Source organism: Duganella lactea, from assembly GCF_009857505.1.
In the GTDB taxonomy this organism is placed as follows: Bacteria; Pseudomonadota; Gammaproteobacteria; order Burkholderiales; family Burkholderiaceae_D; genus Rugamonas; species Rugamonas lactea.
In genome coordinates this window covers 65,210-88,465 of sequence record NZ_WWCP01000007.1, presented here as the reverse complement: position 1 = coordinate 88,465, position 23,256 = coordinate 65,210, and the positions used below count along the sequence as shown (strand labels likewise).

Below are 23,256 nucleotides of genomic sequence, written 5' to 3'. Positions count from 1 at the left end.
ACAATGACACGCAAATATTTTGGTACCGACGGCATCCGCGGCTTGGTGGGCGAAGCCCCGATTACTCCCGACTTCGTCATGCGCCTCGGCTATGCCGCCGGCAAAGTGCTGGCCAGCAAGCGCACCGGCAGCGGCCGTCCGACCGTCCTGATCGGCAAAGACACGCGCATCTCCGGCTACATGCTGGAAGCCGCGCTGGAAGCGGGCTTCTCCGCCGCCGGCGTCGACGTCATGCTGGCCGGCCCGATGCCGACCCCGGCCATCGCCTACCTGACCCGCGCGCTGCGCCTGTCGGCCGGCGTGGTCATCTCGGCCTCGCACAACCCGTTCCAGGACAACGGCATCAAATTCTTCTCGGCGCAGGGCACCAAGCTGCCGGATGCGGTCGAGCTGGATATCGAAGCCGAACTGGACAAGCCGATGCTGTGCGTGCCCTCGGAAAAGCTGGGCCGCGCCAAGCGCCTGGATGACGCCCAGGGCCGCTACATCGAATTCTGCAAGAGCACCTTCCCGAACGAGCTGGACCTGCGCGGCCTGAAAATCGTGGTCGACACCGCCCACGGCGCCGCCTACAACATCGCCCCGCACGTGTTCCATGAACTGGGCGCCGAAGTCATCGCCATCGGCAACAAGCCGGACGGCTTCAACATCAACCTCGACCATGGCGCCACCGCGCCGAAAGCCATGGCCGCCGCCGTGCAGGCCCACGGCGCCGACCTCGGCATCGCGCTGGACGGCGACGCTGATCGCCTGATCATGTGCGACGCCAATGGTCGTCTCTACAACGGCGACGAATTGCTGTACCTGATGGTGATGGACCGCCTGGCCACCGGCCAGGTGGCCGGCGCCGTCGGCACGTTGATGACGAATATGGCGGTGGAAGTGGCGCTGAAAGAGAAGGGCATCGGCTTCGCCCGCGCCAAGGTCGGCGACCGCTACGTGCTGGAAGTCATGCAGGAAAAGGGCTGGATACTGGGCGGCGAAGGCTCGGGCCACCTGTTGGCGCTGGACAAGCACACCACTGGCGACGGCATCGTCTCGGCGCTGCAGGTGCTGTCGGCGCTCAAGCGCGCCGGCAAGTCGCTGGAAGAATGCTGCGCCGACCTGACCCTGTTCCCGCAGACGCTGATCAACGTGCGCGTGGCGCCCGGCTTTGACTGGACCAAAAACGCCGCCATGGTGACCGAGAAAGAAAAGGTCGAAGGCGAACTGGGCGATAGCGGCCGCGTGCTGATCCGCGCATCGGGCACCGAGCCGCTGATCCGCGTGATGGTGGAGGCGCGCGACGCCGACGCCGCCCAGGCACTGGCGCGCCGGATTGCCGACAAAGTGGAAAGCAAGCTGGCTGCCTAATGTTTTAGCAGTGAAATTAAATCACGCGCTTTGATTGACGCCGAAGGCGAGTGCGGCTAGAATACTGGTCATCGGAGTGTAGCGCAGCCCGGTAGCGCATCTGGTTTGGGACCAGAGGGTCCAAGGTTCGAATCCTTGTACTCCGACCAAAATCTCTAAAACGGGTTGTCTTCGGACAGCCCGTTTTTCATTTCCGCCGCAGCAATGCGGCGCGATCTTCTGCCCATAGCTCAGTTGGATAGAGCATCAGCCTTCTAAGCTGAGGGTCACTGGTTCGAATCCAGTTGGGCAGGCCAAATTCATCACTTATCAAGCAATAAATACAGAATTTGAATTAATTCTGTGTACGCCCGCCAGGGCTTTGAATATTGGTAGTGCGAGAAATTGCAACCTCACGCCTTGGCCCCCGCGCGGCGCTCCAGCCATTCTCTGCCGCCGTTGGCCAATGCCTTGACGACCACTTCTGCTGGCAGGCGATACACCGTCGCCCAGGTGGCGCGTCCATCGCTAGTATTGGAGGGGAAACTGCTGGACTCGACTGGCCAATGGTACTTGCGTTTCAATGTCTTCACGATGGCAGCGAGTGAAGTGCGGCCTTGCAGCGGCTCGGCACCAGTCTGGTCGGCGTCGGACAGTAGCACCGCCAGGACGGCGCCGCGCGCGGTCAGCGGGCCGGGGAATTTTGGAGTTTTTGACATTCCGCCATTCTAGCGGGAGCGTGTAAATAAATTCGTGATATGGGCATCAGTGAGAAATTTAATCATGCAACAGCGCTGTGGTCGCGTCTGGATACGAACGCGAATCCTTACGTTGAAGTAGTGTGGCGTTCAGCGTGCGCCCGCATGATAGTAAGTGAAATTAAATTGATTCCCGGAATTTATTGGGATACCATGCATGGCGTATGTTGCTTATCACGCCGCCCTGATCCCCGCCGGCGCTATCTACATTCCGTCACTGTCCCGACCTTATTTCTTCCTTCGCCCCGCCTCTGCGAGCCTGGTTTTAGCCACTCATTGGAGCGTCACAATGGCATCGTTCAAAAAGTTAAAAATTGGCACTCAGCTTACGCTGGGCTTCGGCATGCTCACCGCGTTGATGCTGGTGCTGGCGGTGTTCTCGCTGATGCGCGTGTCGTCGCTGTCACAGGCCTTCCAGGCTGAGCAGCGGATTGCCGCCGATAAGCTGGAACCGCTGTATGTGGCGCGCGAAGCCTTGGCGCAGACCGGGCTGGCGGCGCGTAACGGCTACATTTTTGAGGACAATGCGCAAGCGGCCAAAGAGTTGAATATTGTCGATGAGCAGAAGGCGCTCTATCTGGCGGCGCTGGACAAGATGTCGCCCGCCTATGCCAACGATCCGCAGTTTGCCAAGGTGAAGGAGGGCTTGCTGGCCATGGCCAACGAGCTGAAGCGTCCACGCCAGTACCGCGAGGCCGGCAAGATGGCCGATTATGGCCACTTCCTGGTGAATGAATGCAGCCCGCTGCGGCGTCGCATTGTGCAGGATATGGCGGTGCTGGTGGCGGCGGAGCAGAAAGAATCGGACAAAGCAAGCACGACGGTGGAAGGCTATGCGTCCAGCGCGAAGCAGATGGTGATGGTGCTGGCGGCGGCGGCGTTCGTGTTGAGCCTGCTGATCGCGGGGCTGATCAAACGCTTGCTGCTGAAGCAACTGGGCGGTGAGCCGGCGTATGCCGTGGAAATCGCTGGCCGTATCGCCCAGGGTGATTTGTCGATCAATGTGGAAGTGGTCCCATCGGACAAGGAAAGCCTGCTGTTTGCCATCAAGGGCATGCGCGACAGCCTGACCGGCATCGTCAGCGAAGTACGGCATGGTACGGAGTCGATCACCACCGCGTCCAACGAGATTGCGGTCGGCAATGCCGACTTGTCGCAGCGCACCGAACAGCAGGCGCAGTCGCTGGAGCGGGTGGCGACAGCGATGGAGGAGTTGACGTCCACGGTCAAGCAAAACGCCAGCAACGCGCAGCAGGCGAATCAACTGACGCAGTCGGCGTCGCAAGTGTCGCAGCAGGGGGGCGAGGTGATGCGCCAGGTAACGGAGACGATGGAGTCGATTAACGATTCGTCCAAAAAAATCGTCGATATTATTTCCGTTATCGATGGCATTGCATTCCAGACGAATATTCTGGCGTTGAATGCGGCGGTCGAGGCGGCCCGTGCGGGTGAACAAGGCCGGGGTTTTGCCGTGGTGGCCAGCGAGGTGCGTGTTTTAGCGCAACGCTCGGCACAAGCGGCTAAAGAAATTAAAGTTTTAATCGATGATTCGGTTAGTAAAGTGAGTGCGGGTTCTGATCTGGTTGAAAAAGCCGGTGCCACCATGCATGAGGTGGTGTCGAGCGTGCGCCGGGTGACCGAGATCATGGCTGAAATTACCCACGCCAGCGATGAACAAAGCGTTGGCATTCAGGAAGCCAGCCACGCCATCGGTCAAATGGATGGTATGACGCAGCAGAATACCGCGCTGGTGGAAGAGGCGAGCGCGGCCGCGCATGAATTAAAAGATCAGGCGTCGCATTTAACCGAGATCGTCGGGCAGTTTAAATTGGACGAGTCGGCTTCTTCGCGCTCCGCCAGGTCGGAACAGGCCGCGCCGACAGCACGCCTGGCTGGGCAGCGCAATCTGCGTGTGGTCAACGGCTAAGCCGTATTGCTGGGCTGGCCGGTTGGCGATCTTCGCGCTGCGCGGAAAATGCGCAGCGCTACTTTTCCCCGGTAAAACAGACACTTAGCACTTGGCGCTAGCGTTTGTTAACAACCTTATCCACAGAATTTGTTAACAACTGCACTTCGATGCCGGAATACATCGACGGCGCGTGGTAAACCCGCTGCGTCGCCTTCTGGAAGTCGTCCGGCTTGGCCTTCGGGATCTCCACAAACGTCTGTGGGTTCAGGTCCACCAGCGGGAACCACGAGCTCTGGATCTGCACCATGATCCGGTGCCCCCGGCGGAAGGTGTGGTTGATATCGGTCATGCGGTAGCTGACGGTTTCCACCTTGCCTGGCGTGAACGGTTCCGGTTGCTCGAAGCTGTTGCGGAATTTGCCGCGCAGCGGATCGCCGCGCACCAGTTGTTGATAACCCGCCATCGGCAGCTGCGGCTTGCCGACATCGCCACCGCGTCTTTCCTCGCTGTCGCCGCCCGGGTACGCCGGTGGGTAGACGTCGATCAGCTTGACCACCCAGTCCGCATCCGTGCCGGTGGTCGAGACGAACAGCTTGGGTTTGACCGGGCCGGCGAAGGTAACGTCTTCTTCCAGCGGCGCGCTCTGGTAGGTCAGCACGTCCGGTCGGGTGGCGGCGAAGCGCTGGTCGCCGACCATGTATTCCTTGGGCACGCCCAGCGTCGGATATGCGGTGAACGGCACCGGCTTGCGCGGGTCGGCCACATATTCATCATAGGCCGCGCCGGCGGCGGGCTGTTTCCAGCCCAGTGTGCCGTTTGGTCCGAGGTACAGTGTGCGCGCCTGCGCCTGTCGCGGCGGCCAGGCCGGATAGGTGCGCCAGACGTTGGTGCCGGTTTCAAAGGCGTGGACTTCGGCACTGTTGTTCGGCGCGCCTTTCAGGTACTGCTCGAAGAACGGAAACTGGATCCGCGTGCGGAAGTACTCACCGGTCTTGCTGCCGAAGTCGACGTAGCCGAGGCGCTTGCCCTCGCCGCGCGCCCAGCCGCCATGCACCCACGGCCCCATCACCAGGCCGTTGTAGATGCCGGGATTGTTGCGCTTGATGCTGGCGTAGGTGGTTAGCGGACCCTGCGGGTCTTCGGCGTCGTACCAGCCGCCCACGTTCAGCACGGCGGCTTTGATGTTCTTCAGATGCGGCGCGATGTTGCGGCTTTGCCAGAACGCGTCGTAGGTGCTGTGCTCGATGGTCGGCTGCAGCAGGGCGCGCTGTTTTGCCGTCATCGTCCCGAGAATATGGCTCAGCGTTAGGTGCTGGAGGAAGAATTCGTAGCCATCGGCGGTGCCGTAGTCGAAGCTGGTCCAGGTTTTCGGCAGCGGCGTCGGGTTGTCGGCTTCGACAAACGCCGAGTAGAAGTCGAAGTTGGCGGCCAGCATGAAGGCGCCGCCGTGATAGGAGTCGTCATTCATGTACAGGTCGGTCACCGGCGCCTGCGGCGAGGCGGCCTTGATCGCCGGATGCGAATCGATAATGCTGGCCGAGGTGTAAAAGCCCGGATAGGAAATGCCCAGGATGCCGACCTTGCCGTTGTTGTTGGCCACGTGCTTGAGCAGCCAGTCGACGGTGTCGTGCATGTCCTCGCTCTCGTTGCCTTCGCCTTTGGCACGGTGGGGATTGATGTGTGGCGTCATTTCCTGCCACTTGCCTTCGGACATATAGCGTCCGCGCACGTCCTGCTTGACGAAGATGTAGCCGCTGTCCTCAAACTGTTGCGACGGGCCGATGTGCTCCGGGTAGTAGTCCACGCCATAATGCAGTTCGCCACCGGCCTGCACGCCGGCGCTGTACGGCGTGCGCTGGATCAGGAACGGATAGGGTTTGCTGGCGTCCTTGGGCACGTAGACGGCGGTGAACAGTTTGACGCCGTCGCGCATCGGGATCTGGAATTCGTATTTGGTGTAGTGTTCGCGCAAGCTCCATTTCGGCGCATCGGCTTCGGCGGCGCCGGCGTGGACGCTGGCGGCGCCCAGCAGCAAGGACAAAGCCAGGGCGGTCAATCGCAATTTCATGTGGTCTTGGGGTGAAGTGACAAAGCCGCTTAGTGTACTGGAGTGGATAACTTCGCTGCGCATAATTTGCGCAGCGGAAAAATATCCATGTAATACAAGGGTTTAGCGCCAGGTGGGAATGCTTCTTAACAACCTTATCCACAGAAAATGTTAACAACCTGGCCGCTCGCCGGGCCATCCGCCACCTGTGCGACAATGGCGCATGAGCGATCCCTACTTCTACCAGCCAGCGCAGGGCCACGGCCTGCCGCATGATCCTTTCAACGCCATCGTCGGCCCGCGCCCGATCGGCTGGATTTCCACCCGTGCCGCCAGCGGCGCGCTGAACCTGGCGCCGTACAGCTTCTTCAACGCCTTCAATTACACGCCGCCGCTGATCGGCTTTGCCAGCCTGGGCCGCAAGGATACGCTGGTCAACATCGAGGAAACCGCTGAGTTTGTGTGGAATCTGGCCACCCGGCCGCTGGCCGAGGCGATGAACGCCAGCTGCGCCGCCGCGCCGCCGGAGGTGGACGAGTTCGCGCTGGCCGGTCTGACGCCGGTCGCGTCCAACATTGTCGCCGTGCCGCGTGTGCTGGAAAGCCCGGTATCGTTCGAGTGCCGGCGCACGCAGATCATCCGCTTGCAAGGCGCCTCCGGCGCGCCAACCGACAGCTGGCTGATATTGGGGGAGGTGGTGGGGGTGCATATCGCGCGTGCGCTGTTACGCGACGGCGTCTATGATACGGCCGGTTCGCGCACCATCTTGCGTGGCGGCGGCCCGGCCGATTACTTCGAGATCACGCCGGAGAATCTGTTCCGCATGAAGCGGCCCAGCTATCCGTAAGCGCGATTAGTAGGTGTAGAAAATACGCTGGATCTGTTTGCTGTCGTTGGTCTTGGTCAGCGCCAGCATCAGCAGGATGCGGGCTTTTTGCGGGTTCAGCGTGTCCGACGCGACGAAGTCCAGCTCGTCGTCATTGGCTTCGCCGTTGCGGGCCACGATGCCCTGGCCGACGCGGCTAGAACGCACGATCAGCACGCCTTTCTTGCGCGCTTCGACCAGACCGGCCTTGACCGAGGTGGCCAGGCTGCCGTCGCCGACACCGGCGTGGATGATGCCTTTGGCGCCAGCGGCCACCAGCGCGTTCAGCGCGACCGGGCTGACGTTGGCGTAGCCGTAGACGATGTCGACTTGCGGCAGCGCGCTCAGCTTGCTGACGTCGAATTCGCTGTCGGCGGTGTGCTTGCGGGTTGGCTGGCGATAGAAGTACGGCTTGCTGCCCTGGATGTAGCCGAGCAGGCCCAGTTCCGGGGTCTTGAAGCTGTCCGGCGTCGAGGTATTGGTCTTGGTGACGTCGCGGGCGGCGTGGATCTGGTCGTTCAGCGCCACCAGCACGCCCTTGCCGACGGCTTCCTGGCTGGCCGCCAGCAGCACGGCGTTGTACAGGTTGATCGGGCCGTCAGCCGACAGCGCGGTGCCCGGGCGCATGGCGCCGACCAGCACAACCGGCTTTTTGCTCTTGACGGTCAGGTCCAGGAAGTAGGCGGTTTCTTCCAGCGTGTCGGTGCCGTGGGTGATGACGATGCCGTCCACGTCCGGCTGCGCCAGCAGGGTGTTGACGCGCTTGGCCAGCGTCAGCCAGTGCTCGTTGCTCATGTTTTCGCTGGCGATCTGGAACACTTGTTCGCCCTTGACGTCCGCGACCTTGGCCAGTTCCGGCACGGCGGCGATCAGACGGTCCACACCGACGGTGGCGGCGGTGTAGCCGACCGTGGTGGTGCTGCTGTTGCCGCTGCCGGCGATGGTGCCGCCGGTGGCCAGAATCGTCACATGGGCGAGTTTTTCAGCTGCCCCGGCATAAGAGCTGAGCAGCATTGCGCAGGCCAGCAGCGATTGCAGGCATCGGGCACGAACGGGGTTGAACATTTGGTCTCCTGATTTAAATGTAAATCATGAGATATTAGCAAATCCCGTGCGTGTCAACAATGCGGGGTGTTGCTGCGTTAAGTCATGAATGTGGTAAATAAAAGAGAAAACATATGAGATTGCTAATCACGATGGCATTGATGCTGGTGCTGGCTGCCTGTGGCAAGTCGGCCGAGCAGCGACAGCGCGAGGACATGGCGCTGTTGAACAGCCAAGGCGAAAAATATGTGAGAGAAAAGGTGCTTGAACCCGCGCAGGCGCAGTTCCGCAATCAATTTATTGGCAAGGGTGGCGCGCCATGTGGCGAGGTCAATGCCAAGGATGCGTTTGGCGCGTACATCGGTTTTCAGCGCTATATTTCGGTCGCGCGCGATTTGACGTTGCTGGCGCAGGATGTGTCGCCGGATGAATTCGAGGCGCAGTGGAAGCAGCTGTGCCGCTGAAGCGCCGCCACGGCTAAGGTTCGATGCTGCTCAGCGGCTTGCTGTATTTGTTGGCGCGCCGAACCAGCGGTTGCTGGCGCGGCGGCCGCGTCAGCGCCTCTTGCGCGCGCTCGTAACCATATTGCCACTGGTCGCGCATGTGCTGGGCGAAGAGATCGTAGCTCGGTGGCATTTGCAGCTCGATGCGGTTGTGCAGCCAGTCCAGCCTTTGCTGCAACTGCTGCTTTTCCAGCACCACCGACACATCGGATGAATCGATGCGCATGTCGGCCAGGTGCGAATTGGCGTAGCGCAGGCGCGCGTTGCCGTCCACGCCGAGCACCGCGCGCCAGGCCGGAATCGAGAACACCTGGTCGAAGGCCTCCTTGAATTCCATGATCACTTCCGTCCCCAGCCTGCGGGCGATTTCCACCGGAAACAGATCGAGCACGCCGCCGATGTATTCATCGCCGCGATACCGCGCGCTGCGGAAGTAGATCATGTCGGCGATGGAGATGCGGGCGGCCTCGGTGACGGTCGCCCTACTGTCGATCAGCATCTCGCGGGCGATGGCGTGCTCGCCCCAGCGCTCGTCGGCCAGCGGCGAATCCATGCCGCGCAGCGCGCTGGCGGCGGCTTCGTTGCAGAAAATGGTTTCCGCATACAGCTTGCGTTGTCCGCGCCGTTGTCCCACGTCTTCAGGCCCGAACAGCAGCTTGCCACCGATGATGGCGACCTCCACCTCCGGCGTGTCGCTGGCGGCGGGGAAGGGCAGCGCGGGCGGAATCTCGAACAGATAGTCGTTGAACAGATCCGGGATCACCGGCGCGTTGGCGCGCGACAGCTTGCGTTGCGCCGCGCGCAGCAAGGTGCCGACCAGCGCCGCGCGCCGGGTCGAGCGCAGGCTGCACCAGAACTGATACATCTCAGCGGAAGACAGCCATTTGCGCTGGGCGTCGGGATCGGGCAGGTTGTGGATGATGGCCGCGGCAATGGCGCCGCCGCAGCTGGCCAGCAGCACATCCGGCGCCTGGCCGGCCTGCCGCAGCGCGGCATACATGCCGATATAAATGCCGAAGCGGAAGCCGCCACCGCCCAACACCATGCAACGTTTATATGGTTTATACGAATCTTGCGTCATAGAACGCAACCATATCACGAAGTTGGATCGACGCGACCTTCGATCGTCGTTCCGCCTCACTAGCTACAGCTGATGCTCCAGCATGATGCGGACCGTTGCGTAGCTCGGCGTCAGGCGGATGGTGCGCGTGCTGCCGTTGGCGTCTGCATAGATGTAGTTCTCCGTCGTCTGCTGGTGCAGCAGGTTGCTGGCGGAGACACGCAACTGTGTCTTCGCATGCCACTTCCACAGCGCGTACAGATCCAGCTCCCGCTTCGCGCTGGTGCTGCTGAACGTCTGCGCGGACTGCCGCTGGCGCTCAGCGGCCTGGTAATTCAGGCTGCCGCCCAGCGTCAGCTGCGACCAGCGATAATCCAGGCCGACGTTGGCGGTCGCCGGCGTTTGCGATTCCAGCCGGTTGTCCGGCCCGGGCACATTGTCCACGCGCGACCAGTTGCGCGCCAGGTTGGCGCGAAAGTCCAGCGCCTTCGTCAGCCGCAGCTTGGCCTCCAGCTCCACGCCATGCGAGCTGGCCGTGCCGTCGTTGAACGGCGCTGTCACCCACACGCCATCCTGCTCGAACAGACGCCATTGCGTCACATCGCGGATGCGCCGCGCATAGACGCTGGCGCTGAGCAGCGCGCCTTCGCCGAGATAATGTTCATACGCCGCATCCAGCCCCCAGGCCAGCTCCGGCCGCAGTGCCGGATTGCCTTGTTCATCCGCGTTGTTCGGATTGTTGTTGTTATCCTTGGTGTAGCGGCGCGGCACCAGCCGCACCAGCAACGGCGCCTTGTAGGTGCGGCTGACGGCCAATCGCACCACATCCTTGTTCTCCAGTTCATAGCGCGACTGCAGCGACGGACTCCAGACCGCCGAACTGTTATCCAGCTTGTCCGGCGCATTGACCGCCACCGCGCGGCTGATGGTCTCAAGGCGTTCGTGACGCAGCCCGAGATACAGCGAATAGCGTTTGCTGATCTGCCATTCATCCTGCGCAAACAGCGCAAGGCGGTTGACGGTCGCGGAATAGTCGGCGTTGTTGGCGCTGGTCTGCCGGCCGGCCGCGTCGAACAGCGTTTCGTCGCGGTCCTCGCGTCGCATGCCGTGGCTCACATCCCAGCCCAGCGCGATCGCGTGCGCTTCGCCCACCGGATGGCGATAGGTGCCGGTGCTGGTGTAGGTATTTTCCACCGGTCCGGAGTCGACGTGATGGCGGCCGAGCGGCGCGCCGTCGGTGTCCATGCCGTGAAAGTCGAAGACGCCGCTGCGGCGGTTGGTGCCGGCGCCGAGCTTCATCTCCAGCTTGTCGCCGTTGTCCAGACGGTGCGTCCAATTCAGGTCGCTGCGCAGCATGACGAAGTTGGCAATGAAGTTGGCCGCGTTGCGCGGGTACTGGCTGTGATCACCGATCAGCGCCGTTTCGTCGGCCACCGCCAGATTGTCCATGCGCCGCAGATAAACGAAGCCTTGCCAGCTCAAGGTGTCGCCGCCTGCGAGTTTCCAGTTCAGGCGCGGCGTCAGTGTCAGCGAGTCGGTGCGGCCGGATTCGGTTTGCGGCATGCGGCGCAGCAGTGTGATGCCGCCGTCGGACGCGCGCTGCTCCTGCCACTCGGTGAAGGGTTTGCGGCTTTGCTTGCGTGTGAGCGTGGCAGTGAGGCTGTAGGAAAAAGCACCATCCTGGTCCGAGACTTGCGCGCTCAGCGAAGGCGTGCTGGCGCTACCCTGGCGCGCAAGGCTGGCGCTGACCGAGCGCTGGCCGGGCGTCGCCGTTTTCTTCAGGATGATGTTGATGGCCCCGGCCACCGCCTGGTTGCTCAATTCCGCCGTGGCGCTGCGCAGGATTTCAATCCGCTCGATAGTCTCCGGCGCGATGGTGTCGAGCGAGAAGCCGGCGGCGACCGCTTCGCCGTTGAGCAGGATTTGCGTGTAGCCGTTGCCCAGGCCGCGCATCTGGATGCCGCCGCCCTGGCCGGGCGTGCCGCGAATGCTGACGCCGGGCAGCCGCTTGAGCACATCGGCCAGCGTCTGGTCGCCCTGGCGCACGATGTCCGCATGGTTGATGACGATGTTGGTGGTGGTCTCGCGCTGGCGCAGATCTTCGCGGGTGGCGCTGATCTGTACCTGCTGCGGTTCCGGTGTTTCCGATGCGTAGGCGCAGACGGTTACCGCCAGCAGCAAGCTGCCGGTGATGCGTGGTGCTGACATGGTTTATCCCTTCGAGGGTAGTTGCTGGCGCCGGACCTTGAGCGCATGCGCGGTGGCGTGGGCATCCAGATCGGTAAACATGGTGGCCGGATCGATGATCTGGCCGTTCCGGCGGACTTCCAGATGCAGGTGGGGCCCGGTGGCGAGGCCGGTTTCGCCGACCGCGCCGATCAACTGGCCCGCTTGCACGCGCTGGCCGGGTTGGACGCTGACGCTGTCCAAGTGCGCGTACAGCGAGTGTTGCGCGCCATGGTCGATGATGACGGCGTTGCCGTATTTGCCGTCGCCCTCGGCGATCGGGCCGGCGGCGATGATCGTGCCGCTGGCGGTGGCATAGACCGGCGTGCCCTTGGCCGCGCGGAAGTCGATGCCTTTGTGCGGCGTGCGTGGCACGCTGCGCCTGACGCCAAAGAAGCTGGTGACGCGCACCTCGTCGAGTGGCGCGCGCCAGGCTTCGGCCGCCGGTGCTGGTGCTGGCGCCATGGCCTGTGCCGTTGCCTGCGCGGTGGCTGCCGGGATGCCGATGGCCAGCGCCGGTTGCAGCAGCGCGCCCGCCGCCAGCACGGCCATCAGCGCGGCGGCGGTCGTCCACACGGCGGCCGCGCTGAGTGCTGGCAGGCTGTTTTTTTGCATCTGGCGGATGCGGGCGGTGATGGTGGCGCCATTGAAGGCGGCGACGCCCATCGGCGCCGTCCATTGCTGCAGCAGCGAGGCGGCGTATTGCTTGCGCTGCTGTTGCGGGCGGCCGTTCAGTACCTGCTGGTCGCATTGCAGCTCCAGTGCCCATTCCATCTGTTTGGCCATCCAGCGCGTGGCGGGGTTGAACCAGAAAACAGTTCGCAGCGCGGCGGCGATGGCGAGGCACAGCGGGTCGCGGGCGCGCCAGTGATGCAATTCGTGGGCGACGATCATTTTCTGCTGTTCGGCGGTCAGGCCATCCAGATGCGCGGGTAACAGCAGCACCGGACGCAGGACGCCGATCAACATCGGCGAGATGGCGGCGTCGATGCGCATCACGGTCAGGCCGCGTTGCGCGATCTGGCGGCGCTGTTCGGCGGTGAAGGCGATGTGGACTTGCAGCGCGGCCCGCGACACGCGCTCCGCGGCAGCCATCATTCTGCGCCACAAACTGCGGGCACGCAGCAGTCGGGCAAGCGCCCAAGTCATGCCGGCGACATACACCAGCGCCCAAAGCGCGGCGATCAGCGGCAATGCACGTCCAAGCAGCGTTGACGTGTCAGTGGCCGTGGCGGCAACCGACGCGGGGGCGACGGAATCGGCGGCCAGCGGCAGCTCGCGGGCGGGCGACGTTGTCTCTTCCTCCGACGCGGCCAATGGCACGGCTTGCGCTGGCGCGCTGGTGGACAACAGCGCTGGCGTCAGCGTGATCGGCGGGGCGACGTGCACACTGCGCGGCAGGAAGGGCAGCAGGGCGGCGACTGCTACGGTGCATTGCGCCGCCAGCCACACGTTGCGCCGCATTCGCAGCGCCGGCCATGCCTGCGCGGCGCCGTTCAGCAGCAGCCACGCCAGCACACCCACGGCCACGCTGCCGACGGATGCCAGCAGCCATTGTGTCGACAGCAGCCAAGCCAGCGCCATCACTGTTCTTCCGCCGGCCAGTCGTTGAGCAGTTGCTCCAGCTGCGTCAGTTCCTGCTGATCAACCAGCTTACTGCCGGTGAACATGGCCACCGGCAGCGGCGCTTCCATCTCCATCACGCGGCGGCCAAAGTCGTGCGCGAACGCCGCCAGCGTGCCGACCTTTTCCAGACGCGCCGTGTACACATTGATGCCATGCACCGCCTGCAGGCCGATCATCTGCTTTTCCAGCATCCGGTCCAGCGTCTTGCGGGTGGATGAGAACGACCAGCCCAGTTCCTCGGCGGCGGCGTCGTGAAGCTCGCGCGCGCTCAGTGGCTGCTGCTTCCACAGCACTTTTAACAAAGTCAGCTCACTGACCGAAGGAATCAACACCGACATGACATGCTCCTATGCGACTAATGGGATGATTATGCGACATATGTCGCAATCGCGTCAACCCTCGCCATCTCAAATTCCGATCTATCATTTTGTAACATTGCTTTAAATAAATTCTCAGTATGTTACGATAGATTTTTTGATAATTTCCAATTGGCAATGGTGGCGTGCGCAGCGGCGGGCGCGGCGCAAGCGCTATACAATGCCGTTGGCCGCCGCTATCCCAGCCGCAGCCACCATTGCATTGGATTTGAGTATGTATTACGGAGAGCGTTTCAACAGCATCACGCACACGGTGGGCGCCGCGCTGGCCGCCATTGGCGGCACGCTGCTGATCGTGCTGGCCGCGCGCAGCGGCGACGTCTGGAAAGTGGTCAGCTTCAGTATTTACGCCGCCACCTTGCTGGCCTTGTACCTGACGTCGACGCTGTACCACAGCCTGCGCGGGCGCGCCAAGGACGTGCTGCGGCAGATGGACTATTGCGCCATTTATCTGCTGATCGCCGGCAGCTACACGCCGTTCACGCTGGTGAGCCTGCGCGGGCCGTGGGGCTGGACACTGTTCGGCGTGGTGTGGGGGCTGGCGGTGATCGGTATTGTGCAGGAACTGCTGTTCGCCAAGGGCGCGCGGGTGCTGTCGCTGCTGATCTACGTGGCGATGGGCTGGGTGGGCGTGATCGGCGCCAGTCCGCTGGTCGACGCGCTGGGCTGGAACGGTTTCTGGTGGCTGGCGATCGGTGGCCTGGTTTATACGGTGGGCATCGCCTTCTTCGTCACCGATCACAAATGGCGCTATGGACATGGCGTCTGGCACTTGTTTGTATTGGGCGGCAGCGCCTGCCATTTCGGCGCGGTGCTGCTGTACGTGGCGTAAGGATGGAACTCCCGTGGACATCAATTCGGACGATTTAAAGACCTTTATCACCGTGATCGACAGCGGCACGCTGAGCGCCGCCTCGGTGCATCTGGGCCAGACCACCTCCGGCGTCAGCCGCGCGCTGTCGCGCTTGGAAGACAAGCTCGCCACCTCGCTGCTGACGCGCACCACGCGCCGCATGGAACTGACCGAAGAGGGCACGCTGTTCCTCGAAAAAGCCCGCGCCATTCTCGGCGCGATGGAGGAGGCGGAAGAAACCATCCGTATCCGCCGCCAGAAGCCGGCCGGGCGCCTGTGTGTGGACGCCGCCTCGCCGTTCATGCTGCACTGTGTGGTGCCGCATGTGGCGGAGTTCCGCGCCATGTACCCGGAAATCCGCCTGGAGCTCAGCAGCAATGACCAGATCGCCGACCTGATCGAGCACCGCACCGATATCGCCATCCGCATCGGCGCGCTGAACGATTCGACGCTGCATGCGCGCGCGCTCACCGCCAGCCCGCTGTACGTGCTGGCCAGCCCGGCCTACCTGGCGGCGCACGGCACGCCGCGCACGCCGGAAGACCTGGCGCAGCACACCCTGCTCGGCTTTGTGCAGTATGAACTGGGCAACCAGTGGCCGCTGCGTCACGCCAACGGCAACAGCCTGACGGTGACGCCGTCGATATCCGCCTCCAGCGGCGAGACGTTGCGTCAACTGGCGCTGGCCGGCCAGGGCATCGTTTGCCTGGCCGATTTCATGACGCGCACCGACATCGAGGCCGGTCGCCTGGTCAAGCTGCTGGCCGACGACTACACCGGCTACCGCCAGCAAATTCACGCGGTCTACTACCGCAACACCCAACTGGCGCAACGAATCAGCTGCTTCCTGGACTTTTTGCAGCAAAAACTGTGATGGGTGCAGTGTGTGGGTCCGTACAGAGGCGATGGCCATGCGGCGCTACACTGGCTTTGCGTGTCGGGCGATCTCCGCCCTGCAGCAGGTAAGCCGATAGCCTCAAGTATCGGCACCAGATCAACGATGTTGCCGCCGCATGGAGGTCATCATGACGCAGACGAATCAGCCTTCGAAGTACTTGGTACGTGCTTACCTGGAACGCCGTTCGCACGAAGTCAAACCACCGCCGACGCCCGAGGAAATCCGCCGTCAGCTCGGCTGGGGCCTGATGGCTTTTGAGCAAAAGGTCGGCAATGGCCGCGGTTGACCGTCGCTGACCGATAGCGTCGTCATTCACCGGCCCATATCCGCTGTTCGCCGAATAGCGGTTTCCCCGCCAGCCGTTCCCCGGTATTGTTCTATCCATACCGACCTGGGGAGCTGAGATGAACGTACACACCGCATATCGCTGGCGCAAACAGCTGGTCTGGGGCCTGGCGCTGATTATCGCCGGCACCGTGATCCTGCTGGCGCAGCTCGATATTCTCGACATAGACCTGAATCCGGCGCACTTCTGGCGCTGGTGGCCATGGCTGCTGGTGATCAGCGGCGTCACCAAAATCATCCCGCCCACCACCTCGCGCCACTTCACCGAAGGCTGGTGGGAGATCTTCTTCGCCGGCTGGTGGTATGTCTCCTTCAATCACATCTGGGGCCTGGGATTCGGCGAGACGTGGCCGGCGCTGCTGGTCGCCTGGGGGCTGGGCATGATGCTGCGCCCACTGCTGGACAACATCTTCCCGCCGTCGACCAAGGAGCAAGCATGAAAAGCCACCGCCGCGAGCGCAATCCCGCCACGCAGATGATCATCGGCCTGTTCGTCATCGGTATCGGCATGCTGTTTTTGCTGGATAACCTGGGCTGGGTGGACCTGGACCTGCGCGTCCACATCGTGCCGACGGTGCTGATCGGCGTCGGCATCCTGAAAGTGCTGCAGACCCGCACGCAGTCCGGCGTGATCGTCGGCGGCGCGCTGATTGTGGTGGGCGCGCTGATCATGCTGAAGTCCCTCGGTTTTCTCCACATCGACTGGCGCACCTTGTGGCCGCTGCTGCTGATCGGCGCCGGCGTGGCGGTGGTGATCAAATCCACCATGCAGCGCGCGTCGCCGCAGCAGGACGGGCTATCGCTGGACAAGGATAGCTCGGACAACGTGATCAACATCACCGCCATCATGGGCGCCCACAAGAACCGCGTGCTGTCGCAGGATTTTCGTGGCGGCGAAATCACCGCCATCATGGGCGGCAGCGATCTCGATCTGCGGCAGGCGTCGATCAACGGCGACGCGGTGCTGAACCTGTTCGCCTTCTGCGGCGGCATCACCATCAAGGTGCCGGTGGACTGGATCGTGCTGCTGGAAGGCACGCCGATCATGGGGGGCTTTGAAGAGAAGACCATGCCACCGGCCGCCGGCAGCGTGCCGAAACGGCTGATCCTGCGCGGCTACGTCATCATGGGCGGCGTGGAAGTGCGTAACTGATGCTGGAATTGTCCTCCACCCGGCGCGGGCTGATCGTCTATCTGCTGGTGTGGCTGTTCCTTGGCGTGGCGCTGGGCGGCGTGATCTGGTTGGCCAGCGACACGCCGCTGGCCAACGCCATGCTGTTTTCGATACCGGTGAACCTGGAGTACGCGTTCGCCACCGGCTATTCGGCGTTCTACCTGTGCCGCGCCTATCCGCTGGGCAGCCGCCGGCCGGGGCAGATCGCGCTGGTGCTGACGGTGGCGGCGCTGGCATCGGGCTTCCTGTGGCTGATTATCGGTAACCTGTGGAACGCACTGTGTCTGGTGCCGGGGGTTGAATGGAGCGGGATTGTGATCACGCCGCAGCTGTCGGTGTTGATCGTGGTGCTGGGCGTGCTGCTGTACGGCTTCGCGGCGGCGCTGCATTATCTGGTGATTGAATTTGTCCGCGCCAAGAACGCCGAGCAGCGCGAACTGGAATCGCTGTTGATGGCACAGGAGGCCGAGTTGCGCATGCTGCGCACGCAAATCGATCCGCACTTTCTGTTCAACAGCCTCAATTCGATTAGCGCGCTGACCTCGCAGGACCCGAAGGCGGCGCGGCGCATGACGCTGGAACTGGCGAGTTTCTTCCGTCAGAGCCTGGGCATGGAGGCGCACAAGAAGGTCACGCTGGGCGAGGAGATGGTGTTGATTCGCCACTTCCTGGCGATCGAGCAGGTGCGCTTTGGCGAGCGGCTGCTGGTGGAGGAGGATATCGGCGAGGACGCGGCGCGGTGCATGGTGCCGCCGATGATCATCCAGCCGCTGGTGGAGAACGCCGTCAAGCACGGCATCTGCAATATGCCGGAGGGCGGCACGGTGCGCATCAGCGCCCGGCGCGCCGGTTCAATCCTGCAGATCAGCGTGAGCAATCCGGTGGATGAGGACATGGCGTCGATTCGCGGCGAAGGCCACGGCATCGGCCTGACCAACGTGCGCCAGCGTCTGGCCGGCGCCTACAAACACGAAGCCGGCATCCACTGGGGCCGCAAGGAAAAGAGCTTTGGCGTGGACATCACCATACCCGCGCAAACGAGCGAACGAGGGGAGTAGAGCAATGCGTATCATCATCGTGGACGATGAAATGCTGGCGCGCGGCGTGGTGCGCGAGTACCTGTCCGAGCACGCGGACGTGGAGGTGGTAGCCGAATGCGCCAACGGTTTTGAGGCCGTGAAGGCGATCACCGAGCTGTCGCCGGACCTGGTATTTTTGGATATCCAGATGCCCAAGCTGGACGGGTTTGAAGTGGCCGAACTGGCGGGCAGCAAGACGCGCTACATCTTCGCCACCGCGTTCGACCAGTACGCGATCAAGGCGTTCGAGTTTCACGCGCTTGATTACCTGCTCAAGCCTTTCAGCCAGCAGCGCTTCGATCAGGCGTTGGCGCATGCGCGCGCCAACCTTGGCGCCGGCGGCGACGCGGTCGACAAGATGGTGCGCGAGGCCACGGGCCGCAACAAGCCGCTCGGCCGCGTGCTGATACGCGATGGCGCCAAGGTCCACGTCATCACCGCAGACAAGATCGAGCATATCGAGGCGCAGGATGACTACGTGCAGCTACGCGCTGAAGGCAAGTCCTATCTGAAGAACCAACGCATGTCGGAACTGGAGGAACAACTGGATGGCCAGCAGTTCCTGCGTATTCACCGTTCCTACATCGTCAACATCGCCTTTGTAGACCGCATCGAACAGGCCACCAAGGATAGCCATGTGGCTGTGCTGAAGGACGGCAACCGCATTCCCATCAGCCGCAGCGGCTATCAGAAAATCCGCGCCGTCATTCAGTAGCCGCGGCGCGGTGGCCGTAGCTGAGGGCGCGGGTGACTTGCCAGGTGTTGTCGCGCAGGCGCCAGACCAGGGTGAATTCGGCGATGCCTTCGCATTTGCTGCCGCCCAATTGGCAGAAGGTGTGCGAGCCGGTGGCGATGGCGCCGAAGTCCTTCACCGGCGATACTTTCAGGCTGCCCGGCACCAGCTCGCGGCGATATTTGCCGCAGACGTAATTCTTCGTTTGCGCGATCATCACGTCGCGCGTCCAGGTGACGCCGCCGTTATCGTGATAGAACTCGATATTCGGATCGAAGTAGCTGGCGTATTTATCCAGTTGTCCCGGCTTGTCGCAGGTATTGAAGGCGTTGAACATTTCCGTGTCCAGCCTGGCGATGGTGGCGGTGAGCGAGGTGTCGTCTGCCGCGTGGGCCATGCCCATCAGTGCCAATAACAGTATCCCCAGTTTTTTCATGACAGGCTCCGGTTTGGTTGAGATGCTGCCATGATATCCGTATCTTGCCGCTGAATCTCGATGCGCCACCAGGCCGGCATCAGTTCCTGAATCTCGGGGCGGCCGAAACGGTCGTCGATCAGGTGGACGGTGCCGCGGTCGGACGTGGTGCGGATCACGCGTCCCGCCGCCTGCACCACTTTCTGCATGCCGGGATAGGTGTAGGTGTAGTCGTAGCCGGAGCCGAAGATCGTCTCCATGCGCGCGCGGATCTGTTCATTGACCGGGTTGATTTGCGGGAGGCCGAGCGTGGCGACGAACGCGCCGATCAGCCGCGCGCCCGGCAAGTCCACGCCTTCGCCGAACGAGCCACCCAGCACCGCAAAGCCGATGCCTTCGCTGTCGAGCGTAAAGCGTTCAAGGAAGCGCGCCCGCTCCGCCTCATCCATGCGGCGCGACTGGCGCCACACCGGCACGTCCGGATGCAGCTCGCTGAACTGGTTGGCGGCCTTCTCCATGTAATCGAAGCTGCTGAAGAAGGCGAGGTAGTTGCCGCGCTGCGCCGCGTACTGTCTGCCCATCAGCTCCGCGATGGGGCGCAGCGATTGCTGGCGGTGCGCGTAGCGCGTGGAGATGTGCGACGCCACCTGCACCGACAACTGTTCTGCCACGAATGGTGATTCGACATCCACCCACGCCGTGGTCTCCGGCATGCCGAGCATGTCGCCGAAGTAGTTCCAGGGACTGAGTGTGGCCGAGAACAACGCCGTGGCGTGCGTGCTTTCAAAGCGCGGCTTCAGGTGCGGCGCCGGCACGATATTGCGGATGCAGAGCACCGAGTTGCTGTTGCTGGCGCGGGCACCCGGCGCTTTCTCGATATCGAACAGCGCGTGATCGCCGAAGCTTTCCGCCAGTCGCGCGAACATCAGCGCGTTGAAGTAGAAGCTTTGCAGGTCAGGCTCCACATAGCCCGGATGATCGGCCATGTAATCCGAAATGGCGGTGGACGCGGTCTGCAAGGCGCCCATGAATTTATCCGGCAGCTCGGCGTAGGACTGATAGTCGGACGTCTGCTCCTTCTCCAGCTGATTCCATTGCTTGTGCACGCGGTCCAGCGGCTTTTTCAGTTCATCGGGAACGATCTTGCGCAGCAGGCGCAGGCTGTCGTGCTCCATGTCGGCCGAGTACATCTTGCGCGCGCGGGACACCATGTTGTGCGCCTCGTCCACCAGCACGTTGACCTTCCAGTCGTTGAGTTGCGTCAGACTGTACAACATGGCGCTGCTGTCGAAATAGTAGTTGTAATCGCCGATGACGATGTCGCACCAGCGCGCCATTTCGCTGCTCAGGTAATACGGGCAGACGTTGTGCGCCAGCGCGATGGCGCGCAGCGTGTCGCGGTCCAGCGACGGCGGTGCGTGGCCGCTGTCCGACGGCGCCATGATGGCCAGCCCCGAGTCGCGCGCGGCCGGCACACGGTCATAGAAGCCTTTGGCCAGCGGACAGGATTCGCCGTGGCAGGCCTTGTCCGGATTGACGCAGGCGGTGCTCTTGGCCGCCAGTTCCAATGTGCGCAACGGCACCAGCGGCGCGCCTGTGCGGATCAGGTCCACCGCGTCGAGCGCCATCTGCCGGCCCGAGGTTTTCGCGGCGAGAAAGAAGATCTTGTCGACGCCATGTTCGGCGCTGGCCTTCAGCATCGGGAACAGGCTGCCGACGGTCTTGCCGATGCCGGTCGGCGCTTGCGCCAGCAGGCATACCTGGCGCTTGCTGGCGCGGTACATGGCTTCCGCCAACTGGCGCTGGCCGGGACGGAAGTCGCCGTAGGAGAAGCGCATCGCCTTCAATTGCAGGTCGCGTTGCGCGCGGTGTGCCATCTCCTGTTGCGCCCATTGCAGGAACAGGCCGCACTGCTGCTCGAAGCCCGCTTGCAGGTCGGCGGCGGTACGGTCTTCGTGCAGCGCGGTTTCCTTCTGGCTGCCGATGTCGAAGTAGACCAGCGCCAGGCGGATCTTTTGCAGACCGCGATCCTTGCACAGCAGGTGGCCGTAGATGCGAACCTGCGCCCAGTGCAGCGCGCGCTGGTTGTCCGGCATTTTCTTCAAGTCGCCACGATAGGTTTTGATTTCTTCCAGCCGGTTGGCGCGGCTGTCGTAGCCGTCGGCGCGGCCGCGCACGTGCAGCGGGCCGAAATCGCCGGACAGGGAGATCTCGGTCTGGTAATCGTCGTCGCGGCGCGCGGTGACCACGCCATGACCGGCGATGCCTTCCTGCGCGGTGGGCGAGGGCGTGAAGCGCAGATCGAGGTCGCCGGTCTTGGCGGTGAACTCGCACAACGCGCGCACGGTGACGGTGTAGCGGGCCGGATGCGTCATGCCGCCCATTGCAGATAGCAGACCGAGACCGGCATCTCGTGCGCCGCGCAGTATTCGATCCAACGCAGCTGGTTGTCCTGTAGGCGGTCGCCCGGGCCCTTCACTTCGATCATGTTGTAGCGGCGCTCGGCCGGCCAGAACTGAATCAGATCGGGGAAGCCGCTGCGGTTGGATTTGATGTCGAGCAGGATGCGTTCAAACGCGCGCTTCAGGTGCAGCGGCGGAATGCAATCCAGCGCCAGGTCGAGCAGATCCTCATCGATCGCTTCCCAATACAGGAAGGGCGACTGGATGCCGTACTTGGCGGCGTAATTGGCGCGGATGGTGGCGCGGTAATGCTCGCCGTCGAGCTGGGCCAGCGCGGCGCTGAACGCCAGCGCGCGGCGGCGCTGGAAATCGGCGCTGTGCAGATCGGCCGGGCCACGATGATACGGATGGAAGAACGCGCCTGGTATCGGCGAGAACACCGCGTCCCAGCACAGCAGGCCGAACAGCGAATTCATCAGCGCGTTTTCGACGTAGTAGACCGGCGCATCGTCGCGGCTCAGGTGGTCGCGCACGACGAACTCGACGTAATTCTCCAGCGCCGGTGGCGGCAGGCTCAGGTCGATGCGGGTGGCTTGCGCCGGCGTCACCGGCGGCGGTTTGGCGTGGCCCAGCTTGCGCGCCAGACGCGGCGCCATGCGCAGCAGTTGCTGGCGTTCTGCCTCGCTCTCCGGCGCCTGCATGGCGGTTTGCAGCAGCTCGAACGCCTCGCGCGGCTGGGCGTTTTTTTCCAGCACGCGGATGGTGCGCGCGCGGGCGCCGGGATAGTCGCAATCGGCGTACAACGCGTGGGCGGCCGGCCAGTCGCGCAATTTTTCGAGGTGCTGGGCGATGGCGAACACCAGCTTGCTGCGGCGGCTGCGCAGCCATTCGTTGTCCTCGGCGCAGGGCGGCAGGTCGGCGATGATGGCGGCCGGCGCCGCGCCCTCGGCGAAGCGCTCGTGGCAGCGGTGTATGGCGAGGAAGTCATCGATGTCGCGGCGGCTGCGGAAGCCGCGCGCTGCCGGCGAGAACGCGACTTTCTCGTACTGATAAATGCCGAGGTCGGACAACACGAACTCGGTCCAGTCCTGATGGTAGTTGCCGAAGAAGATCAGACGCAGGCGGTCGCACAGCGCTTGCGTCAGGTTGCGGTAGACGTGGTCGCCGGAATTGGCGTACCAGCCGGAAAAGCGGTGCGCGCCGTCATATTGCTCGCGCAGCGCTTCCAGCTGCTCGGCCTTGCGCAGATGCCTGACGTGGGCGCCCAACTGGAACACCTTGGCGATTTCCGGCTTCTGCAGCAGATCGAACAATTCGTCCAGACACAGTGGCGGATCGTCTTCGATCAGGCCGAGCTCCGCCAGCGGACGGGCCGCCTCATGCGTGCTGCCGATTTCGGCGTAGACCAGCTTACTGGCGCGGAACACCGTTCCCTTGCGCATGACCATGCGCGCGAACAGCGCGCGTGACGGTTGCGGCAGGGCAGGGAAGGCAGCGAGGAAATGACGTTCGTCGGTGGTCAGCAGATCGTCATAGCGTTCGCCGATCCACACCAGCACCTGGTGGAAATTCTCCAGATAATAGAACGGATTTTCCAGGACTTTGATCAT

General features: G+C 63.0%; 21 protein-coding genes and 2 tRNA genes. 13 read left to right on the top strand and 10 right to left on the bottom strand.

All coding sequences use genetic code 11. From position 1 onward, the window contains the following. The first annotated feature begins 3 nt into the window (after positions 1-3). From glmM to GTP44_RS08720, 3 genes are all read left to right on the top strand, one after another. On the top strand, positions 4-1,353 hold the full coding sequence (glmM, locus tag GTP44_RS08730; protein ID WP_161019130.1) for a phosphoglucosamine mutase: 1,350 nt from the start codon (positions 4-6) through the stop codon (positions 1,351-1,353). A gap of 72 nt (positions 1,354-1,425) precedes the next feature. Further along, positions 1,426-1,502, top strand: a tRNA-Pro gene (locus GTP44_RS08725). 70 nt (positions 1,503-1,572) lie between these two features. After that, a tRNA-Arg gene (locus tag GTP44_RS08720) sits at positions 1,573-1,649 on the top strand. A 96-nt stretch (positions 1,650-1,745) separates the two neighbouring features. On the opposite strand, the gene GTP44_RS08715 is transcribed toward GTP44_RS08720, so the two are convergent. Beyond that, the gene (locus GTP44_RS08715) at positions 1,746-2,051 is read right to left on the bottom strand and encodes a hypothetical protein (protein WP_161019129.1); all 306 of its coding nucleotides are present in this window, start codon (positions 2,049-2,051) and stop codon (positions 1,746-1,748) included. 328 nt (positions 2,052-2,379) lie between these two features. On the opposite strand from GTP44_RS08715, the gene GTP44_RS08710 reads away from it, so the two are divergent. Further along, positions 2,380-4,017, top strand: coding sequence for a methyl-accepting chemotaxis protein (locus GTP44_RS08710; RefSeq protein ID WP_161019189.1), 1,638 nt, complete (start codon positions 2,380-2,382; stop codon positions 4,015-4,017). Between the two features lie 97 nt (positions 4,018-4,114). Here GTP44_RS08710 and GTP44_RS08705 read toward each other — a convergent pair whose 3' ends face one another. Then, a complete protein-coding gene (locus tag GTP44_RS08705) occupies positions 4,115-6,067 on the bottom strand; it encodes a CocE/NonD family hydrolase (protein ID WP_161019128.1) in 1,953 nt (650 codons plus the stop codon). A gap of 202 nt (positions 6,068-6,269) precedes the next feature. On the opposite strand from GTP44_RS08705, the gene GTP44_RS08700 reads away from it, so the two are divergent. Then, positions 6,270-6,893 carry a flavin reductase family protein gene (locus GTP44_RS08700; protein WP_161019127.1) on the top strand — a complete coding sequence of 208 codons (624 nt, stop codon included), beginning with the start codon at positions 6,270-6,272 and terminating at the stop codon, positions 6,891-6,893. A 6-nt stretch (positions 6,894-6,899) separates the two neighbouring features. Here GTP44_RS08700 and GTP44_RS08695 read toward each other — a convergent pair whose 3' ends face one another. Next, positions 6,900-7,976 (bottom strand): type II asparaginase, encoded by a 1,077-nt coding sequence (locus GTP44_RS08695; protein WP_160988638.1) that lies wholly within the window; start codon positions 7,974-7,976, stop codon positions 6,900-6,902. 131 nt (positions 7,977-8,107) lie between these two features. Here GTP44_RS08695 and GTP44_RS08690 point away from each other — a divergent pair, with 131 nt between their 5' ends. Then, positions 8,108-8,419 (top strand): hypothetical protein, encoded by a 312-nt coding sequence (locus GTP44_RS08690; protein WP_229256289.1) that lies wholly within the window; start codon positions 8,108-8,110, stop codon positions 8,417-8,419. Positions 8,420-8,432: 13 nt separating this feature from the next. On the opposite strand, the gene GTP44_RS08685 is transcribed toward GTP44_RS08690, so the two are convergent. The 4 genes from GTP44_RS08685 to GTP44_RS08670 form a co-directional block, all read right to left on the bottom strand. Further along, positions 8,433-9,503, bottom strand: coding sequence for a patatin-like phospholipase family protein (locus GTP44_RS08685; RefSeq protein WP_161019126.1), 1,071 nt, complete (start codon positions 9,501-9,503; stop codon positions 8,433-8,435). A 99-nt stretch (positions 9,504-9,602) separates the two neighbouring features. Next, the gene (locus GTP44_RS08680; protein WP_161019125.1) at positions 9,603-11,726 is read right to left on the bottom strand and encodes a TonB-dependent receptor plug domain-containing protein; all 2,124 of its coding nucleotides are present in this window, start codon (positions 11,724-11,726) and stop codon (positions 9,603-9,605) included. Positions 11,727-11,729: 3 nt separating this feature from the next. Continuing rightward, a complete protein-coding gene (locus GTP44_RS08675; protein ID WP_161019124.1) occupies positions 11,730-13,328 on the bottom strand; it encodes a M23/M56 family metallopeptidase in 1,599 nt (532 codons plus the stop codon). Beyond that, positions 13,328-13,708, bottom strand: a complete 381-nt coding sequence (locus GTP44_RS08670; RefSeq protein ID WP_161019123.1) for a BlaI/MecI/CopY family transcriptional regulator — start codon at positions 13,706-13,708, stop codon at positions 13,328-13,330. The genes GTP44_RS08675 and GTP44_RS08670 overlap by 1 nt, the downstream gene beginning before the upstream one ends. Before the next feature lie 253 nt (positions 13,709-13,961). Between GTP44_RS08670 and trhA the strand changes: the two genes are divergently transcribed. From trhA to GTP44_RS08640, 7 genes are all read left to right on the top strand, one after another. Next, positions 13,962-14,579 carry a PAQR family membrane homeostasis protein TrhA gene (gene trhA, locus GTP44_RS08665; RefSeq protein WP_160988643.1) on the top strand — a complete coding sequence of 206 codons (618 nt, stop codon included), beginning with the start codon at positions 13,962-13,964 and terminating at the stop codon, positions 14,577-14,579. 13 nt (positions 14,580-14,592) lie between these two features. After that, complete coding sequence (locus GTP44_RS08660; RefSeq protein WP_161019122.1) at positions 14,593-15,474, top strand: LysR substrate-binding domain-containing protein; 882 nt, start codon at positions 14,593-14,595, stop codon at positions 15,472-15,474. A 151-nt stretch (positions 15,475-15,625) separates the two neighbouring features. After that, positions 15,626-15,784 carry a hypothetical protein gene (locus tag GTP44_RS27180; protein ID WP_202412629.1) on the top strand — a complete coding sequence of 53 codons (159 nt, stop codon included), beginning with the start codon at positions 15,626-15,628 and terminating at the stop codon, positions 15,782-15,784. A gap of 118 nt (positions 15,785-15,902) precedes the next feature. Beyond that, positions 15,903-16,283 carry a LiaF transmembrane domain-containing protein gene (locus GTP44_RS08655; RefSeq protein ID WP_161019121.1) on the top strand — a complete coding sequence of 127 codons (381 nt, stop codon included), beginning with the start codon at positions 15,903-15,905 and terminating at the stop codon, positions 16,281-16,283. Next, complete coding sequence (locus tag GTP44_RS08650; RefSeq protein ID WP_202424030.1) at positions 16,280-16,996, top strand: LiaI-LiaF-like domain-containing protein; 717 nt, start codon at positions 16,280-16,282, stop codon at positions 16,994-16,996. The genes GTP44_RS08655 and GTP44_RS08650 overlap by 4 nt, the downstream gene beginning before the upstream one ends. Further along, positions 16,996-18,075: a sensor histidine kinase gene (locus GTP44_RS08645; protein ID WP_161019120.1), complete on the top strand. Its 1,080-nt coding sequence runs from the start codon at positions 16,996-16,998 to the stop codon at positions 18,073-18,075. The genes GTP44_RS08650 and GTP44_RS08645 overlap by 1 nt, the downstream gene beginning before the upstream one ends. A 4-nt stretch (positions 18,076-18,079) precedes the next feature. Then, positions 18,080-18,811, top strand: a complete 732-nt coding sequence (locus GTP44_RS08640) for a LytR/AlgR family response regulator transcription factor (protein WP_160988647.1) — start codon at positions 18,080-18,082, stop codon at positions 18,809-18,811. Here GTP44_RS08640 and GTP44_RS08635 read toward each other — a convergent pair. Genes GTP44_RS08635 through GTP44_RS08625 form a run of 3 tightly spaced genes read right to left on the bottom strand, consistent with a single transcriptional unit; the run spans position 18,801 to position 23,256 of the window. Continuing rightward, complete coding sequence (locus GTP44_RS08635) at positions 18,801-19,265, bottom strand: nuclear transport factor 2 family protein (RefSeq protein ID WP_161019119.1); 465 nt, start codon at positions 19,263-19,265, stop codon at positions 18,801-18,803. The two genes, GTP44_RS08640 and GTP44_RS08635, sit on opposite strands and share 11 nt — an antisense overlap. Continuing rightward, positions 19,262-21,628 carry an ATP-dependent DNA helicase gene (locus GTP44_RS08630; protein ID WP_161019118.1) on the bottom strand — a complete coding sequence of 789 codons (2,367 nt, stop codon included), beginning with the start codon at positions 21,626-21,628 and terminating at the stop codon, positions 19,262-19,264. Before GTP44_RS08630 ends, GTP44_RS08635 begins: the two co-directional genes overlap by 4 nt. Beyond that, the gene (locus GTP44_RS08625; protein WP_161019117.1) at positions 21,616-23,256 is read right to left on the bottom strand and encodes a VRR-NUC domain-containing protein; all 1,641 of its coding nucleotides are present in this window, start codon (positions 23,254-23,256) and stop codon (positions 21,616-21,618) included. Before GTP44_RS08625 ends, GTP44_RS08630 begins: the two co-directional genes overlap by 13 nt.